Genomic DNA, 24,952 nt, shown 5'->3' with positions numbered 1-24,952 from the left:
CCGCAGACCTACGCTAGATGGCAGGTGATGCAAGACGCAATAAAGTGATGGGGCTAAGATGACGCAGGCAAATATCCGGCCCCTCGATGGGCGCACCCGCGCCAGTTGGATCCGCCTGCGCACGATGATCCTGCTGCGCTGGTTCGCCATCGCCGGACAGTTGACCGCCGTCACCGTGGCGCAATGGGCGCTTGGACTGCAACTGGCCTTTGGCCTGTGTTACCTGACGATCGGGGCCTCGGTGGTGGGCAACCTTGTCGCGGCCTTCGTCTTTCCGCAGAACAAGCGCCTGTCCGAGCGCGAGAACCTCGCCATGGTGCTCTTTGACCTGCTGCAACTGACCGCACTTTTGGCGCTGACCGGCGGGCTGCACAATCCCTTTGCACTGCTGCTGCTGGCCCCGGTGACGATCTCGGCCACCGCGCTCAGCCTGCGCTCGACACTGGTTCTAGGCGGCACGGCGATTATCGCGGCCTCGGTGCTGGCGCTGTGGCATCTGCCGCTGGTGACGCAATCGGGCGACGTGCTGCGCCAGCCCGGCATCTTCGTCTTTGGCCATTGGGCGGCATTGCTGATCGCCATCGTCTTTACCAGCGCCTATTCGCGGCGCGTCACAACCGAAGTCCATTCCATGGCCGACGCGCTCTCTGCCACGCAGATGGTGCTGGCACGGGAGCAGAAACTCTCTGACCTCAGCGGCGTCGTCGCCGCCGCCGCGCATGAATTGGGAACGCCCCTTGCCACGATCAAACTGGCCAGCACCGAACTGCTGGGCGATCTGGAAGACCGTCCCGATCTGGCCGAAGATGCCGCGCTGATCCGCGATCAGGCCGACCGCTGCCGGGATATCCTGCGCGACATGGGCCGCATCGGCAAAGACGATCTGCACATGCAGCGCGCGCAGCTGACCGCCGTGGTGAAAGAGGCCGCCGAGCCGCATCTGGAGCGCGGTAAGACGGTGATGTTTTCCGACAATCCGATGGCCCGAGACCCGGCCCGCGCCCCGACGATCCCGCGCAAGCCCGAGATCATCCACGGGCTGCGCAATCTGGTGCAGAACGCCGTGGATTTCGCCGAAACCACGGTTTGGATCGAAACCGAATGGTCCGCCGAGGATATCTCGGTGCGGATCATCGACAACGGACCGGGCTTCCCCCCGCAGCATCTGGGCCGGATCGGCGATCCGTTTTTGCGCCGCCGAGGGGGTGCATCGAGCGAGACGGCGCGGCCCGAATACGAGGGCATGGGGCTGGGGCTGTTCATTGCCAAAACCTTCCTCGAACGCTCCGGCGCGCGGCTGCGCTTTGCCAATGGATCAGACAGCGAGTGGCTGCGCGGGCTGCCCCCCGCTGGCAGCGGCGCTGTGGTCGAAGTCGTCTGGCCACGCCGCCTGCTGGACCTTGGCCCCGATGACAGCGTGATGGGCGAGAACCAGCGTCTGACGGCCTGAGGGCGGGATCGGCGCTTTTGTTAACCCACCGTTAACCTTTGGCGCTCAAAATAGGGCGTCGCATTTGCCGAAAGGGTTCTCCGTCATGGCATTGCCGGATGTCATCATCGTGCTTGCCGCCGCCTTCGTCACCGCGCTGGCCGCTCTTTGGTGGCTCGGCTCGGCTGCGGGCCGACCGGCGGCGGCACCCCCCGGCATCGACGACATGAGCCTGCTGTTCGAAGAGGGGCAGTTGGTCCATGGCTCTGACAACGCGCTGACCCGCTTTGCCCTCGCCCCCGGCTACCACCAGTGGGAGGATATTCGCGACGCGCTGCTGTCGCGGTTTCCCGAATTCCCCCGCACGCCCCGGCATGGGGCCACCGGCAATCTGACCCTCAGGGCAGAGGATGGCGACAGCCCGTTGGAGCTGCGGATCACTTGGCGCGACGCGCTCTGTTGGCTGCACCTGCCCCAGACGCGCGCGACCGAAGAGATCACGGAAGAAACCTTTCAGAAACTCGCCGCCCTGCGCCGCGCCTGCGAAACCAGCCCAAACCCCGCGTGGCAGACCGATGCGGGCGGGCATATCATCTGGCACAACCGGGCCTACGGGGCCCTGAAACGCAATGCCCAACCAAACCCGGACTGCGGCGGCGCCGCCTTGTTCAGCACGCCCTCGCCCGATCACCCCAACCGCGTCTGTCTGCGCCGTAGCGATGGGGAAAAGACCGATTGGTACGCGCTCACCACCACGACCGAGGATAATGTGCAGGTCTACCACGCCACCTGCATCAACGCCGTGGTTGCCGCCGAAGAGGCGCAGCGCAACTTTGTCCAAACCCTCGCCAAAACCTTTGCGCATCTGTCCATCGGACTGGCGATCTTTGACCGCAACGGGCAATTGGCCCTGTTCAACCCCGCGCTGGTAGACCTGACCGACCTGCCTGCCCCCTTTCTCAGCGCCCGGCCTACGATGGTCTCTTTCTTTGACCAATTGCGCGAAAGCCGCCGCATGCCGGAGCCGAAGGATTACAAGAATTGGCGTCACGAAATCGCCGAAGTTATCGCCGCCGCAACCGATGGCCGCTATCAAGAGACTTGGTCGCTGGAGAACGGCCAGACCTACAGCATCCGGGGCCGGCCCCACCCCGATGGCGCCACCGCTTTCCTGATCGAAGACATCACCGCCGAGGTGACCCTGACCCGCAATTTCCGGGCCGAACTTGAACAGAGCCAAAGCCTGCTCGACAGGCTTGAAGACGGTTTCGCCGTCTTCTCCGCCTCCGGCGTGCTAACCTTCTGCAACGCCGCCTATCGCGCCCGGTGGAAACAGGATCCGGACAAAAGCTTTGCCGAAATCACCATCAACGATGCGATCCGTGTTTGGCAGGAAATGTCGGCGGCCAATCCGCTCTGGCCCGATGTTGCGGAATTCGTCATGGGCCGGGGCAACCGTGCGGGCTGGAACATGCCCATCTACCCGCATCAGGGCGCGCCGCTTTCTTGCGAAGTCTCGGCCATCGCATCGGGTGTCACGCTCATTCGCTTTCGCCCGATCCCCATCGGCGCGGGCCGGTCGGAGCCTACCCGCGCCCCCTCGGCGGGCGACCGGCGGCAACCCTCCAACTAGGGCATTCCCAGCCGCTTTAATCTTGCGGCTGCGCGTCGGGACGCTAAGCATGGGGCATGTCCGACGATACCCTTTCCCTCCTGCTCAGCGGCCCCGATGACACCGCCGGGCGCGCCCGGCAACTGGCCCGCCGCCTGTCCCCCGGTGATGTCATCCTGCTCAGCGGCGATGTCGGCGCGGGCAAGACCCATTTCGCCCGCGCGCTGATCACCGAATTGCTCGACCACCCCGAGGATATCCCCTCTCCCACCTTCACGCTGGTGCAGACCTATGACGCGACAAGCAGCGCGATCTGGCACGCCGATCTCTACCGGCTGACCTCCACCCATGAGATTGAGGAACTGGGGCTGATCGACGCCTTTCACGAAGCGATCTGTCTGGTGGAATGGCCGGATCGCCTCGGCCCACTCGCACCCGCCGCTGCGTTACAGATCAGCCTCAGCCCCGGCACCGAAGAAGATAGCCGCAGGCTGACCGCAGAATGGTCCGGCGGCGGTTGGGCCGAGAAGCTGGCGGCGTGGCGCAAATGACCGAACGCGCCGCATTGATCGAAGGTTTTTTGCAAACCGCCGGCTGGGCCGAAGCCGCCCGCAAGCTGCTGGCGGGCGATGCCTCCAACCGGCGGTATGACCGGCTGCGCAAAGCGGATGGCGCGCGCGCCATCTTGATGGACGCCCCGCCGGAACGCGGCGAAGACGTGCGACCCTTCCGTCATGTCGCGGCGCATCTGACAAGCTGTGGCCTCAGCGCGCCCAAGATTTACCATGCGGACAATGACACTGGCCTGCTGCTGATCGAAGACCTTGGCGATGACCTCTTTGCCCGGCTCATGGCGGCGGATCCGGCCTGGGAACTCCCCCTCTACCGCGCGGCGGCTGACGTTTTGGTCAAACTGCACGCTGCCCCCCTGCCGGATCTGCCAATGTGCGATGCCGGTTGGCTGACCGATATGGCGGCCCCCGCCTTCGACTTCTACGCGCCCGCAGGCGGGCAGAACGCAAACGCCGCTTTCGCGCAGGCTTTCCGCCCGCTCGCCGCTCAGCTGGATGAAAGCCCAAAGGTCGTGATCCTGCGCGACTACCATGCCGAGAACCTGCTCTGGCTGCCGCAGCGCGAAGGGGCGGCGCGGGCCGGTTTGCTGGATTTCCAAGACGCGCTGCTGGGTCATCCGGCCTATGATCTCGTCTCCATCCTGCAAGACGCCCGTCGCGATGTGCCCCGCGCGGTGGAGGCGCAGATCATCAACGACTATCTTGCCCAAACCGGGCAGGATGACACCGCATTTCGCCGTGCCTATGCGCTGCTTGGCGCCCAGCGAAATCTGCGCATCTTGGGTATCTTTGCGCGTCTCTGTCTGCGCGACGGAAAACCGCATTACGTCGATTTAATCCCGCGTGTCTGGCAGCAGCTGCACCATAACCTGCGCCATCCCGCGCTTGCCGATGTGGCGAAAGCAATCGCAGGCGCGCTGCCCCCGCCGACCCCCGAATTTCTGGAGCATCTGAGAAACCAATGCGCGACAATCCCGACGCCATCATGATGTTCGCGGCCGGGTTCGGCACGCGTATGAAACATCTCACCCAGAGCCAACCCAAGCCCATGGTGCCGGTCGCGGGCCGCCCGTTGATCGACCATGCGCTCGACCTTGCCCGCGGGATATCGCCTGCGCGGATCGTGGCGAACCTGCATTACCTGCCCGACCAGTTGGAGGCACATCTGAAAGCGCAGAATGTGCAAACGGTGATCGAAACGCCCCAGATCCTCGACACTGGCGGCGGTTTGCGCAACGCGCTGCCACTGCTGGGCGCGGGTCCGGTATTCACCACGAACAGTGACGCGATCTGGGCCGGGGCAAACCCGCTCAGGATGCTGCGCGACGCATGGGATCCGGCGCGGATGGACGCGCTTTTGATGACCGTGCCGTTGGAAAATACCCTCGGCCACGGCGGCACGGGCGACTTTATCCGCGCCGCGGATGGCCGTCTGCAACGCGGGCCGGGCGAGGTCTATGGCGGGGTGCAGATCATCAAGACCGACCTGTTGGCCGATATCGAAGCCAAGGCATTCTCGCTCAACCTGTTGTGGGACATGATGCTGGCACGGGGGACGCTGTTTGGCCTGCCCTATACCGGACGCTGGTGCGACGTCGGCCACCCCGGCGGCATTCTCCTTGCCGAAAGCCTCTTGGCAGGTGCCGATGTTTGAGCCGCAGGACAGTCCCCGGGTCTTTGGCCTCGCCCCCGGTGTCGATTTCCCGCGCGGATTGGTGCGCGGGCTGTGCGACCGGTTGGAGAATGGCCCGCCCGAGGCGATGGCCCGTGTCGAGTTGCTGGTCAACACCAACCGCATGGCGCGCCGGCTGCGTCATGATTTCGACGCGGGTCCGGCAGGCTTCCTGCCGCGCATCCGGCTGATCACCGACCTTGATGCATTGGCCCCCGGCATTGCGCTGCCCGCCCCGACACCGCCGCTGCAACGGCGGCTGGAACTCATTCAACTGGTGTCACGCCTTCTGGATGCCGCACCCGATCTCGCGCCGCGCGCCTCGCTCTATGCGCTGTCGGACAGTCTTGCGGGGCTGATCGACGAAATGCAGGGCGAAGGCGTCTCGCCCGAGACGGTGGCCGGGCTGGACGTTGGCAACCTCTCGGCCCACTGGGAGCGGGCGCAACGCTTCCTCGCCATCGCGCATGACTATCTGGGCCAAACCACCACCCGCCCGGATGCCGAAGCACGTCGGCGGCAGTTGGTCGCCCGGATCATCGTCCGTTGGCAGGACGCGCCACCGCAGCATCCGGTGATCCTTGCCGGGTCCACCGGTTCGCGCGGGACCACGGCGCTGCTGATGGAGGCCGTGGCCCGGCTGCCACAAGGCGCGATCATCCTGCCGGGGTTCGATTTCGAGATGCCGACCGCCGTCTGGAACGAATTGGATCAGGCGCTTTTGGCCGAGGATCACCCGCAATACCGCTTCCGCAAGCTGATGAATATGCTCGGCGTGGCGCGCGGCGCAATCGCACCGTGGTGCGAGATGCCCCCGGTTTCCACCGCCCGCAACAAGCTGGTGTCGCTCTCGCTCCGGCCTGCGCCCGTGACCCATGCCTGGCTGAACGAAGGGCCGAAGCTGGAAGACCTGCAAGGTGCCACCGCTGACATCACCCTGATCGAAGCGCCCACCCCGCGGGTCGAGGCTTTGGCCATCGCGCTGCGCCTGCGCCAAGCTGCCGAGGATGGCGTAAAAGCCGCCTTGATCACCCCCGACCGGATGCTCACCCGGCAGGTCACCGCCGCGCTCGACCGGTGGAGCATCCTGCCCGACGACAGCGCCGGGATGCCGCTGCAACTCTCCCCGCCGGGGCGGTTCCTGCGCCATGTGGCGGCGCTCTTTGTCCGAAAACTGGATGCCGAAGCGCTGCTGACCCTGTTGAAACACCCGCTGACCCACAGCGGCGCGGGGCGCAATTTCCACCAGCTCTATACCCAGCGCTTGGAGGCTGAGATCCGCCGCCACGGGCTGCCCTACCCCGACGCCGAAGGCTTGGCCGAGATTGCAGAGCGCGCCGCGAAACGGATGGAAGACCCCAGCGGTTTCCGCGATTGGGTCGCTTGGCTGGGCGAGACCTTCCCCGGCCATGACACCCCCGGAGAGCGGCCCCTGCCCGATTGCGTCGCCGCGCATCTGGCGCTGGCCGACAAGATTGCCGCCGGTCAACCCGCCGACCCCGACCACCTGCTTTGGCAGCAAGGCGCGGGCATTTCGGCCGAGGCGGTGATGGCGAACCTCACGGAACATGCGGCCCACGGCGGGGCGATGAACGCCGCCGATTATGCCGATCTTTTGGGCGCGCTCCTGGCCCAAGAAGAGGTGCGCGAGGCCGATACCCCCCATCCCGACATTATGATCTGGGGCACGATGGAGGCACGGGTTCAGGGGGCCGATCTGGTCATCCTTGGCGGTCTGAACGAAGGCACATGGCCCGAAGCGCCGCCGCCCGATCCATGGCTCAACCGTCAGATGCGCGAGAAAGCCGGGCTGCTGCTGCCCGAACGGCGCATCGGCCTGTCAGCGCATGACTATCAACAGGCCATCGCCAGCCCCGAGGTCTGGATCACCCGCGCGATCCGCTCGGACGAGGCCGAGATGGTGCCCTCGCGCTGGCTCAACCGTCTGGGTAACCTGCTTGGCGGTCTGGGGGACACCGGCGGCCCCGAAGCCTGGCGCGCGATGCAGGAGCGCGGCAACCGCTGGCTCGATCAGGTGCGCGCACTGGAAGCGGTGGAGCGCGTGCCTCCCGCCCCGCGTCCCTCTCCGCGCCCGCCGCGGGCCGCGCGACCGCGCAAGCTGTCGGTGACCGAGATCAAGACGCTAATCCGCGACCCTTACGCGATCTACGTAAAGCACAGCCTGAAACTGCGCCCGATCAACCCGCTGGTGCAATCGCCGGACGCGCCCGTGCGGGGCATCGTCCTGCACCGCATCATGGAAGATTTCGTCAAACTGGTCGCCCGCGACCCTGCGCGGCTGACCCGCGACACGCTGATGCAAGTGGCCGCCGAGGTGCTGGAGGAAGAAGCCCCATGGCCCGCTGCCCGCGCGATGTGGCTGGCCCGCATCGACCGGATCGCCGATTGGTTCATCGCCCGCGAAAGCCAACGCGCCGCATTCTCCAGCCCCGTCGCCTTCGAGCAGGGCGCGCGGGGCAGCCACACCTTTGCCGACCTCGGCTTTACCCTCAGCGGCTTTGCCGACCGGATCGACCAGACTGACGATGGCGATGTGCTGATCTACGACTACAAGACCGGCACCCCGCCCGGCAAAAAGGAACAGCGGCTTTTCGACAAGCAACTCTTGATCGAAGCCGCCATGGTCGAACGCGGCGGTTTCCCGGAGGTGGGCGTCGCCCATGTAGCGCAGGCGACTTTCATCGGGCTCGGCTCCAAACCCGTCGAAGTCCCCGCCCCGCTGGAGGAGGAAAACCCGCAAGAGGTGCTGGCCGGGCTGCACGCGCTGCTCTCGCGCTACCTTGATGAGGGGCAGGGCTTTACCGCGCGGCGGATGGTGCAAAGCGATGCCTTTGCCGGAAACTTCGACCAATTGGCGCGGTTCGGGGAATGGGACGGCACCAGCCCCGCCCGACCGGAGGATCTGGAATGATGCGTGATTTCAACGATGCCACCCGCGCCCAGATCGAAGCGGCGCGGCCCGATGCTTCCACCTGGCTGACGGCGAATGCGGGCTCTGGCAAGACCCGCGTGCTGACCGACCGGGTGGCGCGGCTGCTGCTCGACGACGTGGAGCCGCAGCATATCCTTTGCCTGACCTATACCAAGGCGGCGGCCTCAGAGATGCAAAACCGTCTGTTCAAACGTTTGGGCGAATGGGCCATGCTGAAAGATGAGACGCTGCGCAGCGCCTTGGCCGATCTTGGCGTGCAGGGGGAATTGACGCCCGAGCAACTGCGCAATGCCCGCACCCTTTTTGCCCGCGCGATTGAAACGCCCGGCGGGCTGAAGATTCAGACCATCCACTCTTTCTGCGCGGCCCTTCTGCGCCGCTTCCCGTTGGAGGCGCAGGTCAGCCCGCAGTTCACCGAGATCGAAGACCGCGCCGCCGATCTGCTGCGGGCCGAGATCGTCGATGAGATGGCCGAAAGCGAAGACGCCCCGCTGGTTGCCGATATTGCGCGGCACTACACCGGCGAGGATTTCGCCAGCCTTACCCGTAGCATCGTAGGTCAGCGCGACGCCTTCGCCGCGCCCCGCTCTTGGCCCGAGAACCTGACGCTTTTCGCGCAGCCCGAAGACCTGACCGAAGAGAATATCGCAGCCTCGGTTTTCCTCGGCAGCGAAGCGGCGATGATGGCGGAGATCATTCCCCATCTGCTGGCCAAAGGCGGCAACGATGGCAAGGCGGGCGCGGCGCTGCAAGAGATCGACCGCTATGATCTGTCCGCCCTGCCCCAGCTCGAAAACATCCTTCTGACCGGAAGCGGCGCCAAGGCGCCCTTTACCGCCAAGATCGGCAGTTTCCCGACCAAGCCGACGCAAAAGGTCATCGCCGAACAGATGCCGCAGCTTGAGCAATTGATGCAACGCGTCGAAGATGCCCGCGAAGCCCGTTTGGCACTAAAGACGGCGCGCAAATCCTATGTGCTCCACCGTTTCGCGGCCCGTTTTCTTGAACGCTACGCGGATGAGAAACAAAAACGCGGCTGGCTCGACTTTGACGATCTGATCCTCAAAGCCCGCGCATTGCTGACCGACAAGGCCGTGGCCGCTTGGGTGCTGTTCCGCATCGACGGCGGCATCGACCATATCCTTGTCGACGAGGCGCAGGACACCTCCCCCCGGCAATGGGACGTGATCGAACGGCTGACAGATGAATTTTACTCGGGCGCCGGGGCGCGCAACGAGGTGGATCGCACGCTCTTCGTCGTGGGTGACAAGAAGCAATCAATCTATTCTTTCCAAGGCGCGGACCCGGAAGAACTGGACCGCAAAGGCGCGACATTCGAACAGAAGATCGGTGAGGCCGGGCAGTTTTTCCAGCGCCGCAGCCTTGCCTATTCCTTCCGCTCCTCTTCGGCGATTTTGCAGGCGGTCGATGGGGTTTTCGACCCCGCGATCCAGATCGGTTTCGCCAATGAAGGCCATATGGCCTTCAAAGATCGCCTGCCCGGCCGCGTTGATCTTTGGCCCTTCATCGAAAAGGCGGGACCAGATGAGGAAGGCGATTGGACCGATCCCGTCGACCGGCGCAGCGCACGGCATCACACGGTGCAACTGGCCGAACGCATCGCGCGGCGCATCAAGGAGTTGACGACCGAGGAGCATTACCTCCCCGACGACAGCAAGGGCGGCATGGCGCGGCGGCGCATCCAACCGGGCGATTTTCTGATCCTCGTGCAGCGCCGCTCGGCCCTGTTTTCCGAGATTATCCGCGCTTGCAAAGCGGCGGAACTGCCCATCGCGGGGGCCGACAGGCTCAAGGTCGGGGCCGAACTGGCGGTGCGCGATCTGGCGGCGATCCTGTCGTTCCTCGCGACGCCGGACGACGACCTATCGCTTGCCACCGCGCTGAAATCGCCGCTTTTCGGCTGGTCGGAACAAGAGCTATTCTCCCTCGCCCATTACCGCAAAGAGGATCACCTCTGGCAAGCCCTGCGCAACCAGACCGAGGCCCACGCCGCCACCCTCGCCGTGTTGCGCGACCTGCGCGGACATGTCGATTACCTACGCCCCTACGATCTGATCGAACGCATCCTCACCCGCCACGATGGGCGCCGCAAATTGCTCGCGCGGCTGGGGCCAGAGGCGGAGGATGGGATCAATGCGATGCTGAGCCAAGCGCTATCCTACGAGCGCGGCACGGTGCCCAGCCTGACCGGGTTCCTGCAATGGATGCAGACCGATGATCTGGAAATCAAACGTCAGATCGACAGCGCGTCGAACCAGATCCGGGTGATGACGGTGCATGGCGCCAAGGGTCTGGAAGCGCCAATCGTGATCCTGCCCGACACCGGGCGGCGCGATGTGACGATCAAGGATGAGATCATCACCGTCGATGGCACCCCCGTCTGGAAAGCTTCGGCGGATGACATGCCCCAGCCCATGCGCGCCCGGCTGGACGAAATGAAAGAAGCCGCGTTGCAAGAGCGGCTCCGCCTGTTCTATGTCGCCATGACACGGGCCGAGAAATGGCTGATCGTGGCCGCGGCGGGGGAATTGTCGAAAGATGAATCCTCTTGGTATCAAATCACCGCTGCCGCTCTGGCCCGGCTCCGGGCCGAGCCTTTGGGCGACGATGGCACGCTGCGCTATCAGCAGGGCGATTGGGATGCGCTCGACATCATAGAGACGCCTGAGAAAACCGTCACAACGCCTGAGTTAGACACTGTTTTCACCCGTTCTGCCCCCTCTCCAAAGGGGGAGGATAAGACCCTCTCTCCCTCAGATCTCGGCGGAGCCAAGGCGCTTGCGGGTGAGGCCGGGCTCGATATGGACACCGCGCTAAGCTATGGCACGCTGGTCCATGAGCTGCTGGAACATCTGCCGCTGATGGCCCCGGATGCCCGGGAGATCTTTCTGGAGAGGTTGTCCCGCACGCACCCCGCCGAGATGATCGCCCGCGCGGAAGATGAGGCGGAAGCGGTGCTGAACACCCCTGCCCTCGCCCCATTGTTTGCCAAGACAACCCTCGCCGAAGTGCCCGTGACTGGCAGCCTCAAAGACCAGCGCCTGCACGGCACAATCGACCGTTTGGTGATCACCGAGGATCATATCCTCGCCGTCGATTTCAAGACGAACCGCGTGGTCCCCGGCACGGCTGAGGCCTGCCCCGACGGGCTGCTGCGCCAGATGGGAGCCTATGCCCATATGCTGCGCCAAATCTACCCGGATCGACGGATCGAGACGGCCATTCTATGGACCGCGACCCCCGCGCTTATGGTGTTACCCAACGATATCGTGACAAATGCCCTGCGCGCCCTGCCATATCTTGACGCCACTGCCGCGCATTCATAGGTTCAGGCCTCAACCCATTCCTGTCAGGAGAGCATCATGGCAACCGTCGCAGTCACCGACGACACTTTCGACGCCGAAGTCAAAAATTCGGACATTCCGGTTCTGGTCGATTTCTGGGCCGAATGGTGCGGCCCGTGCAAACAGATCGGCCCTTCGCTGGAAGAGCTGTCGGATGAAATGAACGGTCGCGTGAAGATCGTCAAAGTCAACGTCGACGAAAACCCGAACTCGCCCGCACAAGTCGGCGTGCGCGGTATCCCGGCGCTGTTCATCTTCAAGGACGGGCAGGTCGTGTCCAACCTCGCCGGTGCGCGCCCGAAAGCGGCGCTGCAAAGCTGGATCGAAGAATCCATCTAAGGCCAAGGCCTTAGGCACTGAGTTCCGAAAACGGGCGTCCTGCGGGGCGCCCTTTTCATTGGGGTCAAGCCTCTGGCCACTTCAGGCTAGGAGTGCCCCTGCGTCATCAACAGTGCGCCTGCCTCGCGCGCAACTGGCGCTGCCCTTGTCCTGCCCTGCCACGGGGGCCATATAGAGCGCCAAGCGACAGGAGGCCCCATGGCACAGAACGACGATTTCCCCGGTTGGCACGGGACCACGATCATTGGCGTCAAGAAAGGCGGCGAAGTGGTGATTGCCGGTGACGGACAGGTCAGCCTTGGCCAGACCGTGATCAAAGGCACCGCGCGCAAGGTGCGCAAGCTCAGCCCCGGCGGCTATGACGTGGTGGCGGGATTTGCGGGCTCCACGGCGGATGCCTTTACCCTGCTGGAGCGGCTGGAGGCCAAATTGGAAGCGACACCGGGTCAATTGGCCCGTGCCAGTGTCGAATTGGCCAAGGACTGGCGCACCGATAAATACCTGCAGAAACTCGAAGCGATGCTGATCGTGACCGACGGCAAAGACCTGCTGGTCATCACCGGCGCGGGCGATGTGCTGGAGCCGGAACACGAGGTCGCAGCCATCGGATCGGGTGGCAACTATGCCCTCGCCGCCGCGCGCGGCATGATGGATAGCGACCGGGACGCCGAAACCATCGCTCGTGATGCCATGGCGATCGCCGCCGACATCTGCGTCTACACCAACGGCAAACTCACCGTGGAGAAAATCACCGCATGACCGACCTGACCCCCCGCGAGATCGTATCCGAACTGGACCGCTATATCATCGGCCAGAACGACGCCAAACGTGCCGTGGCCGTGGCCCTGCGCAACCGCTGGCGCCGCAAACAGCTGAGCGATGACCTACGCGACGAAGTCTACCCCAAGAACATCCTGATGATCGGCCCCACCGGCGTCGGCAAAACCGAGATCAGCCGCCGTCTGGCGAAGCTCGCCCGCGCGCCTTTCATCAAGATTGAAGCGACGAAATTCACCGAAGTCGGCTATGTCGGCCGTGACGTGGAGCAGATCATCCGCGATCTGGTGGACAGTTCCATCGCCATGACCCGCGAGTTCATGCGCGAAGACGTCAAAGCCAAGGCCGAACAGGCCGCCGAGGATCGCGTGATCGACGCCATCGCCGGCACCGATGCCCGCGACGGCACGCGCGAGATGTTTCGCAAGAAACTGCGCGCGGGCGAGCTTGACGACACGATGATCGAGCTCGAGGTCGCCGATACCTCCAGCCCCTTCCCGATGATGGATATTCCCGGCCAGCAGGGCATGGGGATGATGAACCTCGGCGATCTCTTTGGCAAAGCCATGGGGGGCCGCACCACCAAGAAACGCATGGCCGTAGCAGATAGCTATGACGTGCTGGTGGGCGAAGAGGCCGACAAACTGCTCGACGACGAAGCCGTGAACCGCGCCGCCGTGGAAGCGGTAGAGCAAAACGGCATCGTCTTCCTTGATGAGATCGACAAGGTCTGCGCCCGTTCCGATGCGCGCGGCGGCGATGTTTCACGTGAAGGGGTGCAGCGCGACCTGCTGCCGCTGATCGAAGGCACCGTCGTTTCGACGAAATATGGCCCGGTGAAGACCGACCATATCCTATTTATCGCCTCGGGCGCGTTCCATATTGCCAAGCCTTCGGACCTTTTGCCTGAATTGCAGGGCCGTCTGCCGATCCGCGTCGAACTGCGGGCGCTGACCGAAGATGATTTCGTCCGTATCCTGACCGAGACCGACAATGCGCTGACGCGGCAGTACACCGCCCTGATGGGGACCGAGGAACTGACCGTCACCTTCACCGAAGAGGGCATCGCGGCACTGGCCAAGATCGCGGCAGAGGTGAACACCTCGGTCGAGAACATCGGCGCGCGGCGACTTTATACGGTGATGGAACGGGTCTTCGAAGAAGTCTCATTCGACGCGCCGGACCGGTCGGGGCAAGAGATCACCGTCGATGCCGATTTCGTCGAAAGGAACCTTGGCGAGTTGACCCGCTCCACCGATCTCAGCCGCTACGTTCTTTAGGGCTTTCCTTTCCTCCATGCCCCGGCGATGAAAGGGGCATGGCGTATCTCTCGTTTCTGCGGCGCAACTGGCTGTTTCTACTGGCCGGTTTCCTGCTGACCTTCACCTCGTCCTATGGGCAAACCTATTTCATCTCGCTCTTCGCGGGCGCAGTGAAGGGCGACTTTGGCCTCAGCGACGGTCAATGGGGCGGCATCTATACCATTGGCACCACGCTATCGGCCATCACCATGGTCTGGGCCGGGGTGCTGACAGACCGCTTTCGCGTGCGGGTGCTGGCCCTTGGCGTGATGCTGGCGCTGGCGGGGGCCTGTCTGGCGATGGCGGCGGTGCCGAACTGGCTTGCGCTGATCTTTGTCATCTACGCCTTGCGGCTGACCGGGCAGGGGATGATGTCTCAGCTTGGACAGGTCGCGATGGTGCGCTGGTTCGAAGCCTCGCGTGGCAAAGCGCTGTCGCTTTCTTCAATGGGTTTTGCCGCCGGGCAGGCATTTCTGCCGGTGATCTTCGTCGCGCTTTTCGCCAGCTTCCAATGGCGCAGCCTTTGGGTGCTGGCCGCGGTGCTGGTGCTTCTGACGATCCCGGTGCTCCTGATGCTGCTTCGGCAAGAGCGTACCCCGCAAAGCATGGCCGATCAGGCGCAGCGCGCAGGCATGAGAGGGCGGCATTGGACCCGGGCCGAGATGTTCCGCTCGGGCCTGTTCTGGATGATCATCCCGTTGGCCATCGGCCCCGCGGCTTGGGGCACGGCTCTGTTCTTTCAGCAGGTGCATCTGACCCAAGTGAAGGGATGGGCCTTGGTTGAATTCGTGGCTTTGATGCCGGTCTACACAATCTCGGCGGTGGCCTCGACCTTCCTCTCGGGCTGGGCGATCGATCGTTTCGGCGTCAGCCGCGTGGTGCCGGTGATGATGCTGCCCTTTGCCCTGTCATTCGCGGTGCTCGCCTATACCGACACGCTTTGGATGGCCGGGATCGGCTTGGTAATTTTCGGCATAGGGCAGGGGATGCAATCTACCGCGCCGGCGGCCTTCTGGGCCGAGTATTTCGGCACCCGCCATGTGGGGTCGATCAAGGCGGTGGCGGCGGCGCTTATGGTCTTTGGCTCGGCCATCGGGCCGGGGGTGACGGGGCTGTTCATCGACCTCGGCGTCGATTTTCCGCAGCAGATGCTGCCCATCGCGCTTTATTATCTGATTGCCGCAGGCCTGGCCGCATGGGCGATTGCGCGCTACAAACCGCTGCTGCGCGGTTAACGGTTGCGCCGCAGGTAGACGTAATAGGCCCCGCCGCCGCCGTGGCTGACATGGGCCTGCGCGACCTGTAGCACAAGACTGCTCAGCGGTGGCATCGACAGCCACTGCGGCACCTGATGGCGCAACACGCCATCGCGCACGGGGATCGGGCCACCATCATCGCGCCGCTTGCCCTTGCCGGTGATCACCAGCACCAGCCGTTTGCCCCGGGCATGGGCATCCATAATGAAACCATTGAGTGCCGGATGCGCCCGGTCGAGGGTCATGCCGTGCAGGTCGATCCGGCCCTCGGGGCGCAGCTTGCCGCGTTTGAGCTTGCCGTAAGCCTTGTGGTCCATCTGAACCGGGGCGGCTTTCATCTGCTCGGCCAATGTCGGGCGCAGGTCGTTGCTGCGCTTTTTCATGTTGGATTGTGGCTTGTTGCCCTGCAGCGCGATCTTGGCGCGCCGAACCTGCGGCGGGGCAGGGGCGGGGGCGTCAATCTCAGGCGTGAACAGCTTGTTCAGCTCCAGCTTCTCGGTCCGCTCGGTCACCCGGCGCCAAAGTTCGAGATCGTCTTCGTTCAAGCGGCGGCGTTTCATATCGCGCTCTCGGGCAGGAAAGCATAGGCGCGTTGAATGGGCATCAAGACCATCATCCGCCCCGGATCGCGCAGACGGCCCGCCGCGCGGCCCGCTTCGTCACCGGTGCCAAAGAACACATCCGCACGCTGCGCCCCCTTGATGGCCGAGCCTGTATCCTGTGCGACCATCAAACGCCGCAGGGGTTTCTTTCCGTCCTTCTCGATCCAGACCGGCGCGCCGAGCGGCACATGCGACGGGTCCACCGCGATGCTGCGCATGGCGGTGATGGACCGGTTCATCGCCCCCAGCGGCCCCTTGTCGGCAGGCACCCGTCTAACTTCGCGGAAAAAAACGTATGACGGGTTGTGATAGAGCAATTCGCGGCCATCTTCGGGGTTGCGGCGCACCCAATTCTTGATGACATCGGCACTGACCTGATGCGCCTCATAGACCCCGCGCCGCACCAATTCGACCCCGACAGAGCGGTAATCATGGCCATTCGCGCCCCGGTAGCCCACGCGCAGGTAGCTGCCATCGGGCAGACGAATACGGCCAGAGCCTTGAATCTGCAGAAAGAAAAGCTCAACCGGGTCATCGACCCAAGCGATCTCGAGCCCGCGGTCGCGCATCACGTCACCATCTAGGATCTCGCGTCTGGTGAGCCAGGGGCGGATCTCTTCGGCCTCAGGGGGCATGGCGTAGAGGGGGTATTGAAACCGGGCGGAGGGGTAGAGATCGCCGTCCAACTCAGGCTCGAAATAGCCGGTGAAAAGCGCGTCTTTGCCGTCTTCCATCAAAACGGGGCGAAAGAACAATTCGAAAAACTGCCGGGGGTCGGGGCCATCTTTGGCCAGCTTGCAAAGCGCGCGCCAATCGACATCTTTCATGTCGCCGCAGGTGCTGGTGAAAACCTCGAAGGCGGCGGCGTGGTCATCCTCGGCCCAGCCCTCAAGCTGGTCGAAATCCATGACGGTATAATGCACCTCTGCTGCGGACGGCGTGTTCATCGACACACCGCCCAACAGCGCAAGAGCGCCAAGCGCACGCGCTACCCGTCTGTGGAAACCAACAGCCAATTCGGATCGTCCGAGCCCATGACACGGGCGAAAACCCATGTATCTTTTTGGCGTTTGATTTCGGTGCTGCTGCCCTCGATAACCTCGCCCTCGCGGTTGCGAACCTCCGAGGTCAGCTCGCCCACAAAACGGATGGTAAGCTCCGCTTCTTTCGTGGTTTCGTCCATCTTGGCGTCGATCAGTTCCATTTCGCGCACGCCGATGAAATTCGCGTCGATCGTCAGACCTTGGTCCTCCCGCGCGGCGACGCCATCAACAAAACTTTCATAAACGTTGTCGGCCAGAAACGGTTGAATTTCCGCCAGATCACCCCGCTCATAGCCCATGACGATCATCTCATAGGCGCCGCGCGCGCCCTGCAGGAAATCGCTGACGCCAAAGGACGGCTCGACCCGCTTCATCTCGGCCAAGGCCTTGCCCGAGGGGCTGTCTTCGGGAACATGGTCGGTGATATCGAGATCCGGACCACCTTCGATCACTTCGAACGCGGGGCCGCTGCGCGCGCTTGGCGTTTGATCGGTGACCGGGGGCTTTTCAAAACCCTCACGCGTGCCAAGCACGTTTTTCAGTCGCAGGATCAGGAATACGGCGATACCGGCAAGCACCAGAAGCTGTATCAGGGGAGAATTCATCGAAACCTCATTCAGGGGTGGCATGGAAACATGCGAGTTAAGCTCTTATGTAGGTGTTCGACCGGGGCAAGTCCACTCTGCCCCCAGCGAAAGGACTCTGCCGCATGTGGCTATTGATCGCATTTATCGCCGTGCCTCTGATCGAGATCACGCTTTTCATCCAAGTCGGTGGCGCCATCGGCCTTGGCTGGACGCTGGCCGTGGTGGTTTTGACCGCCATTCTGGGCACATGGTTGGTGCGGTCTCAGGGCGCGCTGGCGCTTGGCCAATTGCGCAGTTCTTTCAATGATCTGCGCGACCCGACCGAGCCTTTGGTGCATGGTGCGATGATCCTGTTTTCCGGCGCGCTGCTGCTCACGCCGGGGTTCTTTACCGACGCTGTAGGCTTCGCCTTTCTGGTGCCGCGCTTCCGCGCCGCCGCCTATCGCGCCATCCGCAACCGGGTAAAGGTCCAAAGCTTTGGCACCCCGGGCGGCATGGGGCCGCGGCCCGGTCCGCAACGCCGGGGCGATCCGCGCGGCGACGTGATCGACGGGGATTTTCACGAGATCCCCGAACAGCCGCGCCAGAACAAGGGCCCCTCGGGCTGGACTAAGGATTGAGCGGCCCGTGCCGACCTGTTAAGTCCGGGTAGATTTAAGAAATTCACCACAACAGGACACAGAAAATGGCAGAAAACGAAACCGCACAACCCAAGCAACCGCAGATGCGTGTGCTGGGCCAGTTCATCCGCGACATGTCGTTCGAAAACATCATGGCGCAGAAGGGTGCCCCGGCGGATGTGCAGCCCGACGTGCAGGTTCAGGTCAACCTCGACGCGAAAAAGCGTTCGGGCGAGAACCAGTATGAAACCGCGATCAAGTTGAACATCACCTCCAAGGCGAAAGACGGCGACGCGACACTTTTCGTGCTGGAGATCGACTATGTCGGTATTTTCCAAGTCGAAAACGTGCCGGAAGAGCAGATGCACCCCTATCTGCTGATCGAATGCCCGCGCATGATCTTCCCCTTCCTGCGCCGCATCGTCAGCGACGTGACCCGCGACGGCGGCTTCCCGCCGCTGAACCTTGAAAACATCGACTTCCTGTCGCTCTACCGCAACGAGGTCGCGCGTCGTCAGGCCGAGAACCCACCCAAAGCCGACGCCTAAGCGTCAGCCAAGCTGTTTCCACAGCGCGTCGTCGCCCAGCTTGCCGACAAATTCGGCATGGGCGGCGGCTTCGGCCTCGGTCAGATGCGAGGGCAGGGGCGTGGGCCGCGGTTTCGGCATCCAGCGCGTGTCAGGCTCGCCCGTCTTGCGCTCTGGCGCCGAGGACAGCGCGAAATCCGGCTGCCGCCCCCCGATCAGTTCCAGATAGACTTCGGCCAAGATCTCACTGTCAAGCAAGGCGCCGTGCAGCGTCCGCGAGGTGTTATCAATGCCGAAACGTCGACACAGCGCATCGAGCGAAGCAGGCGAGCCCGGAAAACGTTTGCGCGCGATTTCAAGCGTGTCGAGCGCCTGTTCCCACGGGATCTGCGGCAGCCCCATCCAGCGCAACTCGGCATTCAGGAATTTTATGTCGAAAGCGGCGTTGTGGATGATCAGCTTTGAATCGCCGATGAAATCGAGGAAAGCGCGCCCGATCTGCGCGAACTTGGGCTTGTCGCGCAGAAAGTCATCGCCAAGCCCGTGCACCTGAAAGGCTTCCTCGGGCATCGAGCGTTCGGGGTTGATGTACTGGTGATAGGTCTCGCCCGTGGCCATATGATTCATCAGCTCGACTGCGCCGATCTCGACGATACGGTCGCCGCTTTCGGGGTCAAAGCCAGTGGTTTCGGTATCGAGCACGATTTCACGCATGGCGCAGCCTTTCCCTGATGTCGCGGATCACCGCCCGCACCTGCGCGCGGGCATGGTCGAGCGTGTCGGTCACTATCACATAGTCCGAGCGGGCGCACTTCTCTTCGGCGGGCATCTGCTTGGCGCGGATGGCGTCGAATTGAGCCTCCGTCATCGTGCCGCGCGCAAGCACGCGGTCGCGCTGCACCTCTGCCGGGATCGTCACACAGACCACGGCATCCATCGCCGCCTCGCCGCCGGTCTCGAACAGCAGCGGGATGTCGAGAACGGCGATGTCGCTCTCGGCTTCCGCGAGGAAGGCCGCGCGGTCCTCTCCCACCAGCGGATGAACGATGGCCTCGATCCGGGGCAGGGCGGTCGGATCGGCGGCGATGATCTCTTTCAGCGCGGCACGAGAGACGCCACCGCCTACGATCGCTCGCGGGAAAGCCGCCTGGATCGGCGCCACGGCAGCCCCGCCCGGGGCGTAAAGCCGGTGCACCGCCGCATCCGCATCCCAAACGGCGCAGCCTTCCGCGGCGAACAACTTTGCCGTGGTCGATTTGCCCATGCCGATGGAGCCGGTGAGCCCGAGGAGAAACATCAGCGCAGCACCGCCGTCCGCGTGGCGCGGTCGACCTCGGGCCGCTGGCCGAACCAACGCTCGAACGCCGGGACCGCCTGATGCAACAACATGCCCAGCCCGTCGACCGTAACGCAGCCCATATCCTCAGCCGTTTCAAGCAGATGGGTGCGCAGCGGGGCATAGACGAGATCCGTGACCACGGTGCCGGGGCGCAGCCCATCCAGCGGCACCCGCAAGGCGCCTTTGCCGATCATGCCAAGCGATGTGGTGTTCACCAACAAAGTGGCGTGATCAATCATATTGCCTGCCTGCACCCAATCGACAACCTTGACCCTGCCGCCAAAATCGCGCTGCAACTGCTCCGCCCGCACGCGGGTGCGGTTTGACAGGCAGATCTCAGGCGCGCCCGCGTCCAAAAGCGACGAGACAACCGCCCGCGCCGCGCCACCCGCGCCCAAAACAGCCGCCGGACCGGCCTTCGGATCCCACTCCGGCGCACCGGCCTTGAGGTTTTCGATGAAACCGTAGCCATCCGTATTGTCCGCGTGAATTTTGCCATCGGCGCGAAAGATCAAGGTATTGGCCGCGCCGATCAGAGTGGCGCGGTCGGTGATGAGATCCGCGATCTCCATCACCGCTTCTTTATGGGGGATCGTCAGGTTCACCCCGACAAAGCCCATCTTGGGCAACGTTCTCAGCACCTTTTCCAAATCATCGGGGGCGACATCAAGCGGCACATAATGACCGGCGATGCCATAGGTCTCCAGCCAATGGCGATGCAACTGCGGGGATTTGGAATGCGCGATGGGCGATCCGATCACACCGGCAAGGGGGATTTTGGGCAGGCTCATGTTGTGAGGTCTCCGCGCAGCGTCAGGTAATTCAGCAATTCAAGAAATGGCATACCGAGGACGTGAAAGTAATCCCCCTCGATCTGGGTGAAGAGTCGCACGCCTTCCTCTTCGAGCTTGTAACAGCCCACTGCGTGGCGAATGCTCTCCCAGTTTCGCGCGACGTAGTCTTCTATATAGGCATCGCTGGCCTCACGCATGCGCAGCCGCACTTGACCGACATGCCGCCAGAGCGGCTCACCGTCTTCATAAAGCACCGCGGCAGAGAGCAGCGAGTGCCGATCCCCGCGCAGCCGGTGAAGCTGCGCAATCGCCTCGCCCCGGTCTTGCGGCTTGTGCAGCATCTTCCCGCGATGCTCCAACACCTGATCGCAGCCCAGAACCAAGGCGCCGGGGTGCCGCTCGCTCACCTTACGGGCTTTCATCTCGGCCAATGTATCGGCGATGTCGCGCGGCTTGGCCTCTTCGGCGCGTAGCGCGGCGGTTATCATCTCTTCGTCGATCTTCGCGGGGATCACCTCATGCGGGATCGCGGCCTGCGCCAAGAGCTGCGCCCGGATCTCCGAGCCGGAGGCGAGGATGATTTTCTGCGGCATGTGGATAACCCTGTGATGATCTGGCGCAAATCTTGAGGATTTGTTCTGGGAGATAAAAGTTGACAGCACAAGCCCGCAGATCTCGCCCCGAGTCGCGGTTTTTGTCGCCGATTCCCACCCCGATGAATAGGGATAAGCCGCTTGTGCGTATAACCACGAGACTTCACCGGTTATCCCCGCTTTGATACATTTTGTCCCCCGGAAAATACGCCAGCAAGATCTTGAGAAAATTTAACTTTCGCAAATCGAGGCCGATTCATCCACAGGGGGCCGTGAAGTTTGTTCACCTGTTGATAAGCGGCGGTATAAATCATTAATCCACAGGATTCAGACGCCCTACAATCAACTACATCTTTTCTCTTTTCTTATTTATTAAGAAAGAAGCACGCACACCGGAGCCTTCCCCATGTTCGATCTTCTCAGCCTCGCTTATCCATGGATTAAAGCGCTCCATATCGTGTCGGTCATCAGTTGGATGGCTGCGCTCTTCTACCTGCCGCGGCTCTTCGTGCATCATGTCGAACAGGCGGGTTCCGCCGGGCGGTTGCACGAGACCTTCTCGATGATGGAATTCAAGCTCGCTCAGTTCATCATGCGGCCCGCGATGATGGCGACATGGGCATTCGGCCTCGCCCTCGTTCTGACGCCCGGAATCGTGGATTGGACGATGGTCTGGCCATGGACCAAGGGCGCCAGTGTCATCGCCATGACGGTTTTCCATGTTTGGCTGAAAAAACAGGTCAAATCCGTTGAAAGCGGCAAGAGCACCGTCACGGGCCGCCAGTTCCGGCTTTTGAACGAGGTGCCGACGCTGCTGATGATCGTGATCGTCTTCTCCGTGGTCGTGAAATTCTGAGGCAATTGACTCAAGCGTTGCGGCCGCCTATATCTGCGCCACTGTCCCGTCCGGGGCGGTTTCTGCTTGCCACATTCAAATGATCGACCAGCCCGCATTCTGCTGCGGCTGAACAGGATGCTCAATGACAACCGAAACGCTGAACCTCGCTGATCTCAAGGCGCAGACGCCGAAAAACCTGCTCGCCATGGCCGAAGAGCTGGAGATCGAAAACGCCTCGACCATGCGTAAAGGCGAGATGATGTTCCAGATTCTCCGCGAACGTGCGGATGACGGCTGGGAGATCTCGGGCGACGGTGTCTTGGAAGTGCTGCAAGACGGATTCGGTTTTCTGCGCTCTCCGGAGGCGAACTACCTGCCGGGCCCCGATGACATCTACGTTTCGCCCGACATGATCCGCAAATGGTCGCTGCGCACCGGGGACACCATCGAGGGGCTGATCAAAGCGCCCGACGACACCGAACGCTATTTCGCGCTGACCGAAGTGACCAAGATCAACTTCGAGGCGCCCGAGAAGGCGCGCCACAAGGTCGCCTTCGAGAACCTCACGCCGCTTTACCCCGACGAGCGCCTGACGATGGAGGTGGACGACCCCACGATCAAGGACCGCTCGGCGCGGATCATCGATCTGGTCTCTCCCATCGGTAAGGGTCAGCGTTCGCTGATCGTGGCCCCGCCGCGCACCGGTAAGACCGTTCTGCTACAGAACATTGCCAACAGCATCGAGAAGAACCACCCCGAGTGCTATCTGATCGTTCTGCTGATCGACGAACGCCCCGAGGAAGTCACCGACATGCAGCGTTCGGTGAAGGGGGAGGTCGTCTCTTCCACCTTCGACGAGCCGGCCACCCGTCACGTCGCCGTCTCCGAGATGGTCATCGAAAAAGCCAAGCGTCTTGTGGAACACAAGCGCGACGTTGTCATCCTGCTCGATTCGATCACCCGTCTGGGCCGCGCCTTCAACACCGTGGTGCCGTCCTCGGGCAAGGTTCTGACCGGCGGTGTCGACGCCAACGCCCTGCAGCGCCCCAAACGTTTCTTCGGTGCCGCGCGGAACATCGAAGAGGGCGGATCGCTCACCATCATCGCCACCGCACTGATCGACACCGGCAGCCGTATGGACGAGGTCATCTTCGAAGAATTTAAGGGCACCGGCAACTCCGAGATCGTTCTCGACCGCAAGATCGCCGACAAGCGCGTCTTCCCGGCGATCGACATCCTCAAGTCCGGCACCCGGAAAGAGGATCTTTTGGTCGACAAGGTGGACCTTCAAAAAACCTTCGTCCTGCGCCGCATCCTTAACCCGATGGGCACCACCGACGCCATCGAATTCCTGCTCGGCAAGCTCAAGCAAACCAAGTCGAATTCTGACTTCTTCGACTCTATGAACACCTGAGTTATTAAATAATAACAATAGGTTAGTGAAATATGGACACGATATTCGCCCAAGCGTCAGCGCCGGGCCGTGCCGGGGTTGCGGTAGTCCGCATTTCCGGCCCGCAGGCCTTCGTGATCGCGCAAGATATTACCGGGAAACGCCCTGAAGGGCGCGAAAGCGTGTTGCGTAATCTCCGCGGCACGGGCGGAGAGGTGATCGACCAAGCGCTGGTCCTGAGTTTCCCCGGGCCGAACTCCTTCACCGGCGAAGATGTTGTCGAATTTCAACTGCATGGCTCCATTGCCGTGATGCGGGCAATGCTTTCGCTGCTGTCGACCTTCCCCGAAGCTCGGATGGCAGAAGCGGGGGAATTCACCCGCCGCGCGCTGGAGAATGAAAAGCTCGACCTCGCGCAGGTTGAAGGGCTGGCAGATCTCATTGAGGCCGAAACAGAAGCCCAGCGAAAGCAAGCGCTTCGCGTATTGTCTGGCTACCTTGGCGCGCGCGTCGAAGAATGGCGGAAAGACCTGATCCGCGCCGCTGCGCTTCTGGAAGCCACGATCGACTTCGCGGATGAAGAAGTGCCCGTCGATGTCACCCCCGAAGTGACGGCGCTGCTCTCGAAGGTCGGCAAGGCATTGCGGGCAGAAGCACAAGGCACCTATGTCGCCGAACGGGTTCGAAATGGCTTTGAAGTCGCCATCATTGGCGCACCAAATGCGGGTAAATCGACGCTCTTGAATGCGCTCGCCGGTCGCGACGCGGCGATCACCTCCGAAATCGCGGGCACCACCCGCGATGTAATCGAAGTTCGGATGGACCTCGGCGGGCTGCCGGTCACCCTGTTGGATACGGCGGGCCTCCGAGAGAGCGAAGATAAAGTCGAAACCATCGGGATCGAGCGCGCAATTGAACGCGCCGAAGCGGCGGATCTGCGGGTGTTCCTTGCCGCACCAGATGAGACGCTGGTCCTTACGCCGCATGAAGGGGATATCGTTCTTCAGCCTAAAGCAGATCTCCTTGGTATTGCTGCGAATGGTATCTCAGGGAAGACCGGGCAGGGCGTGTCAGACCTTATTGACCGCATCCAATCTACGCTCTCGGAACGCAGTTCAGCCATCGGATTGGCCACCCATGAGCGGCATCGCGTCGCTTTGCAGCAAGCCGTCTCGTGTTTGGCTGAAGTAGATGTTATCCTGACTCGGGGACCGGATTTCTATGATTTGGCTGCCGCGGAGCTTCGATTTGCGATCCGCGCATTGGAAACTCTAGTTGGCCGCATAGACGTCGAGAACCTGCTGGATGAAATCTTCACCAGCTTTTGCGTAGGTAAATGA

Annotated in this window: 23 protein-coding genes; 16 read left to right on the top strand and 7 right to left on the bottom strand. The window is 62.7% G+C overall.

What is annotated here, in order from left to right; translation table 11 throughout:
- The first annotated feature begins 58 nt into the window (after positions 1-58).
- The 11 genes from regB (at position 59) to ACGYLC_RS01980 (ending at position 15,255) form a co-directional block, all read left to right on the top strand.
- On the top strand, positions 59-1,450 hold the full coding sequence (gene regB / locus ACGYLC_RS02030; RefSeq protein WP_394421385.1) for a sensor histidine kinase RegB: 1,392 nt from the start codon (positions 59-61) through the stop codon (positions 1,448-1,450).
- A gap of 85 nt (positions 1,451-1,535) precedes the next feature.
- Complete coding sequence (locus ACGYLC_RS02025) at positions 1,536-3,062, top strand: PAS-domain containing protein (protein ID WP_394421383.1); 1,527 nt, start codon at positions 1,536-1,538, stop codon at positions 3,060-3,062.
- Between the two features lie 56 nt (positions 3,063-3,118).
- A complete protein-coding gene (gene tsaE / locus ACGYLC_RS02020; RefSeq protein WP_394421381.1) occupies positions 3,119-3,592 on the top strand; it encodes a tRNA (adenosine(37)-N6)-threonylcarbamoyltransferase complex ATPase subunit type 1 TsaE in 474 nt (157 codons plus the stop codon).
- Positions 3,589-4,602, top strand: coding sequence for an aminoglycoside phosphotransferase family protein (locus ACGYLC_RS02015; RefSeq protein ID WP_394421379.1), 1,014 nt, complete (start codon positions 3,589-3,591; stop codon positions 4,600-4,602). Before tsaE ends, ACGYLC_RS02015 begins: the two co-directional genes overlap by 4 nt.
- Positions 4,575-5,267 (top strand): nucleotidyltransferase family protein, encoded by a 693-nt coding sequence (locus tag ACGYLC_RS02010; protein ID WP_394421377.1) that lies wholly within the window; start codon positions 4,575-4,577, stop codon positions 5,265-5,267. The genes ACGYLC_RS02015 and ACGYLC_RS02010 overlap by 28 nt, the downstream gene beginning before the upstream one ends.
- Positions 5,260-8,217 carry a double-strand break repair protein AddB gene (gene addB / locus ACGYLC_RS02005; RefSeq protein ID WP_394421375.1) on the top strand — a complete coding sequence of 986 codons (2,958 nt, stop codon included), beginning with the start codon at positions 5,260-5,262 and terminating at the stop codon, positions 8,215-8,217. Before ACGYLC_RS02010 ends, addB begins: the two co-directional genes overlap by 8 nt.
- Positions 8,214-11,585, top strand: coding sequence for a double-strand break repair helicase AddA (gene addA / locus ACGYLC_RS02000; RefSeq protein WP_394421374.1), 3,372 nt, complete (start codon positions 8,214-8,216; stop codon positions 11,583-11,585). The genes addB and addA overlap by 4 nt, the downstream gene beginning before the upstream one ends.
- Before the next feature lie 36 nt (positions 11,586-11,621).
- The gene (gene trxA, locus ACGYLC_RS01995) at positions 11,622-11,942 is read left to right on the top strand and encodes a thioredoxin (protein WP_007118424.1); all 321 of its coding nucleotides are present in this window, start codon (positions 11,622-11,624) and stop codon (positions 11,940-11,942) included.
- Between the two features lie 198 nt (positions 11,943-12,140).
- Positions 12,141-12,701 carry an ATP-dependent protease subunit HslV gene (hslV, locus tag ACGYLC_RS01990; RefSeq protein ID WP_067623712.1) on the top strand — a complete coding sequence of 187 codons (561 nt, stop codon included), beginning with the start codon at positions 12,141-12,143 and terminating at the stop codon, positions 12,699-12,701.
- Positions 12,698-13,999 (top strand): ATP-dependent protease ATPase subunit HslU, encoded by a 1,302-nt coding sequence (hslU, locus tag ACGYLC_RS01985; RefSeq protein ID WP_394421372.1) that lies wholly within the window; start codon positions 12,698-12,700, stop codon positions 13,997-13,999. Before hslV ends, hslU begins: the two co-directional genes overlap by 4 nt.
- Before the next feature lie 38 nt (positions 14,000-14,037).
- Complete coding sequence (locus ACGYLC_RS01980; RefSeq protein ID WP_394421370.1) at positions 14,038-15,255, top strand: MFS transporter; 1,218 nt, start codon at positions 14,038-14,040, stop codon at positions 15,253-15,255.
- On the opposite strand, the gene ACGYLC_RS01975 is transcribed toward ACGYLC_RS01980, so the two are convergent.
- From ACGYLC_RS01975 to ACGYLC_RS01965, 3 genes are read right to left on the bottom strand one after another with little or no spacing between them, the layout of a single operon-like run.
- On the bottom strand, positions 15,252-15,836 hold the full coding sequence (locus ACGYLC_RS01975) for a Smr/MutS family protein (protein ID WP_394421369.1): 585 nt from the start codon (positions 15,834-15,836) through the stop codon (positions 15,252-15,254). The two genes, ACGYLC_RS01980 and ACGYLC_RS01975, sit on opposite strands and share 4 nt — an antisense overlap.
- Positions 15,833-16,825 (bottom strand): murein transglycosylase A, encoded by a 993-nt coding sequence (locus tag ACGYLC_RS01970; RefSeq protein ID WP_394421367.1) that lies wholly within the window; start codon positions 16,823-16,825, stop codon positions 15,833-15,835. The genes ACGYLC_RS01975 and ACGYLC_RS01970 overlap by 4 nt, the downstream gene beginning before the upstream one ends.
- Before the next feature lie 41 nt (positions 16,826-16,866).
- Entirely contained in the window at positions 16,867-17,526 is a 660-nt protein-coding gene (locus ACGYLC_RS01965; RefSeq protein WP_394421365.1) for a Tim44/TimA family putative adaptor protein, read from the bottom strand.
- 104 nt (positions 17,527-17,630) lie between these two features.
- Between ACGYLC_RS01965 and ACGYLC_RS01960 the strand changes: the two genes are divergently transcribed.
- Both ACGYLC_RS01960 and secB read left to right on the top strand, forming a co-directional pair.
- Entirely contained in the window at positions 17,631-18,128 is a 498-nt protein-coding gene (locus tag ACGYLC_RS01960; protein ID WP_394421363.1) for an FxsA family protein, read from the top strand.
- A 65-nt stretch (positions 18,129-18,193) separates the two neighbouring features.
- Entirely contained in the window at positions 18,194-18,676 is a 483-nt protein-coding gene (gene secB, locus ACGYLC_RS01955; protein WP_067267736.1) for a protein-export chaperone SecB, read from the top strand.
- A gap of 3 nt (positions 18,677-18,679) precedes the next feature.
- Here secB and dnaQ read toward each other — a convergent pair whose 3' ends face one another.
- Genes dnaQ through ACGYLC_RS01935 form a run of 4 tightly spaced genes read right to left on the bottom strand, consistent with a single transcriptional unit; the run spans position 18,680 to position 21,381 of the window.
- Positions 18,680-19,369 (bottom strand): DNA polymerase III subunit epsilon, encoded by a 690-nt coding sequence (gene dnaQ / locus ACGYLC_RS01950; RefSeq protein ID WP_394421361.1) that lies wholly within the window; start codon positions 19,367-19,369, stop codon positions 18,680-18,682.
- On the bottom strand, positions 19,362-19,952 hold the full coding sequence (gene coaE, locus ACGYLC_RS01945; RefSeq protein ID WP_394421359.1) for a dephospho-CoA kinase: 591 nt from the start codon (positions 19,950-19,952) through the stop codon (positions 19,362-19,364). Before coaE ends, dnaQ begins: the two co-directional genes overlap by 8 nt.
- The gene (locus ACGYLC_RS01940) at positions 19,952-20,785 is read right to left on the bottom strand and encodes a shikimate dehydrogenase (RefSeq protein ID WP_394421357.1); all 834 of its coding nucleotides are present in this window, start codon (positions 20,783-20,785) and stop codon (positions 19,952-19,954) included. Before ACGYLC_RS01940 ends, coaE begins: the two co-directional genes overlap by 1 nt.
- Positions 20,782-21,381: a Maf family protein gene (locus ACGYLC_RS01935; RefSeq protein WP_394421355.1), complete on the bottom strand. Its 600-nt coding sequence runs from the start codon at positions 21,379-21,381 to the stop codon at positions 20,782-20,784. Before ACGYLC_RS01935 ends, ACGYLC_RS01940 begins: the two co-directional genes overlap by 4 nt.
- A gap of 406 nt (positions 21,382-21,787) precedes the next feature.
- On the opposite strand from ACGYLC_RS01935, the gene ACGYLC_RS01930 reads away from it, so the two are divergent.
- The 3 genes from ACGYLC_RS01930 (at position 21,788) to mnmE (ending at position 24,952) form a co-directional block, all read left to right on the top strand.
- Entirely contained in the window at positions 21,788-22,237 is a 450-nt protein-coding gene (locus ACGYLC_RS01930) for a CopD family protein (RefSeq protein ID WP_394421354.1), read from the top strand.
- 124 nt (positions 22,238-22,361) lie between these two features.
- The gene (gene rho, locus ACGYLC_RS01925; RefSeq protein ID WP_067267859.1) at positions 22,362-23,633 is read left to right on the top strand and encodes a transcription termination factor Rho; all 1,272 of its coding nucleotides are present in this window, start codon (positions 22,362-22,364) and stop codon (positions 23,631-23,633) included.
- 32 nt (positions 23,634-23,665) lie between these two features.
- Positions 23,666-24,952, top strand: coding sequence for a tRNA uridine-5-carboxymethylaminomethyl(34) synthesis GTPase MnmE (gene mnmE, locus ACGYLC_RS01920; protein ID WP_394421352.1), 1,287 nt, complete (start codon positions 23,666-23,668; stop codon positions 24,950-24,952).

Origin of the sequence: Sulfitobacter sp. 1A12157 (genome assembly GCF_043557345.1) — a bacterium.
In the GTDB taxonomy this organism is placed as follows: Bacteria; Pseudomonadota; Alphaproteobacteria; order Rhodobacterales; family Rhodobacteraceae; genus Sulfitobacter.
This window is presented reverse-complemented; position numbering and strand designations above follow the sequence as displayed.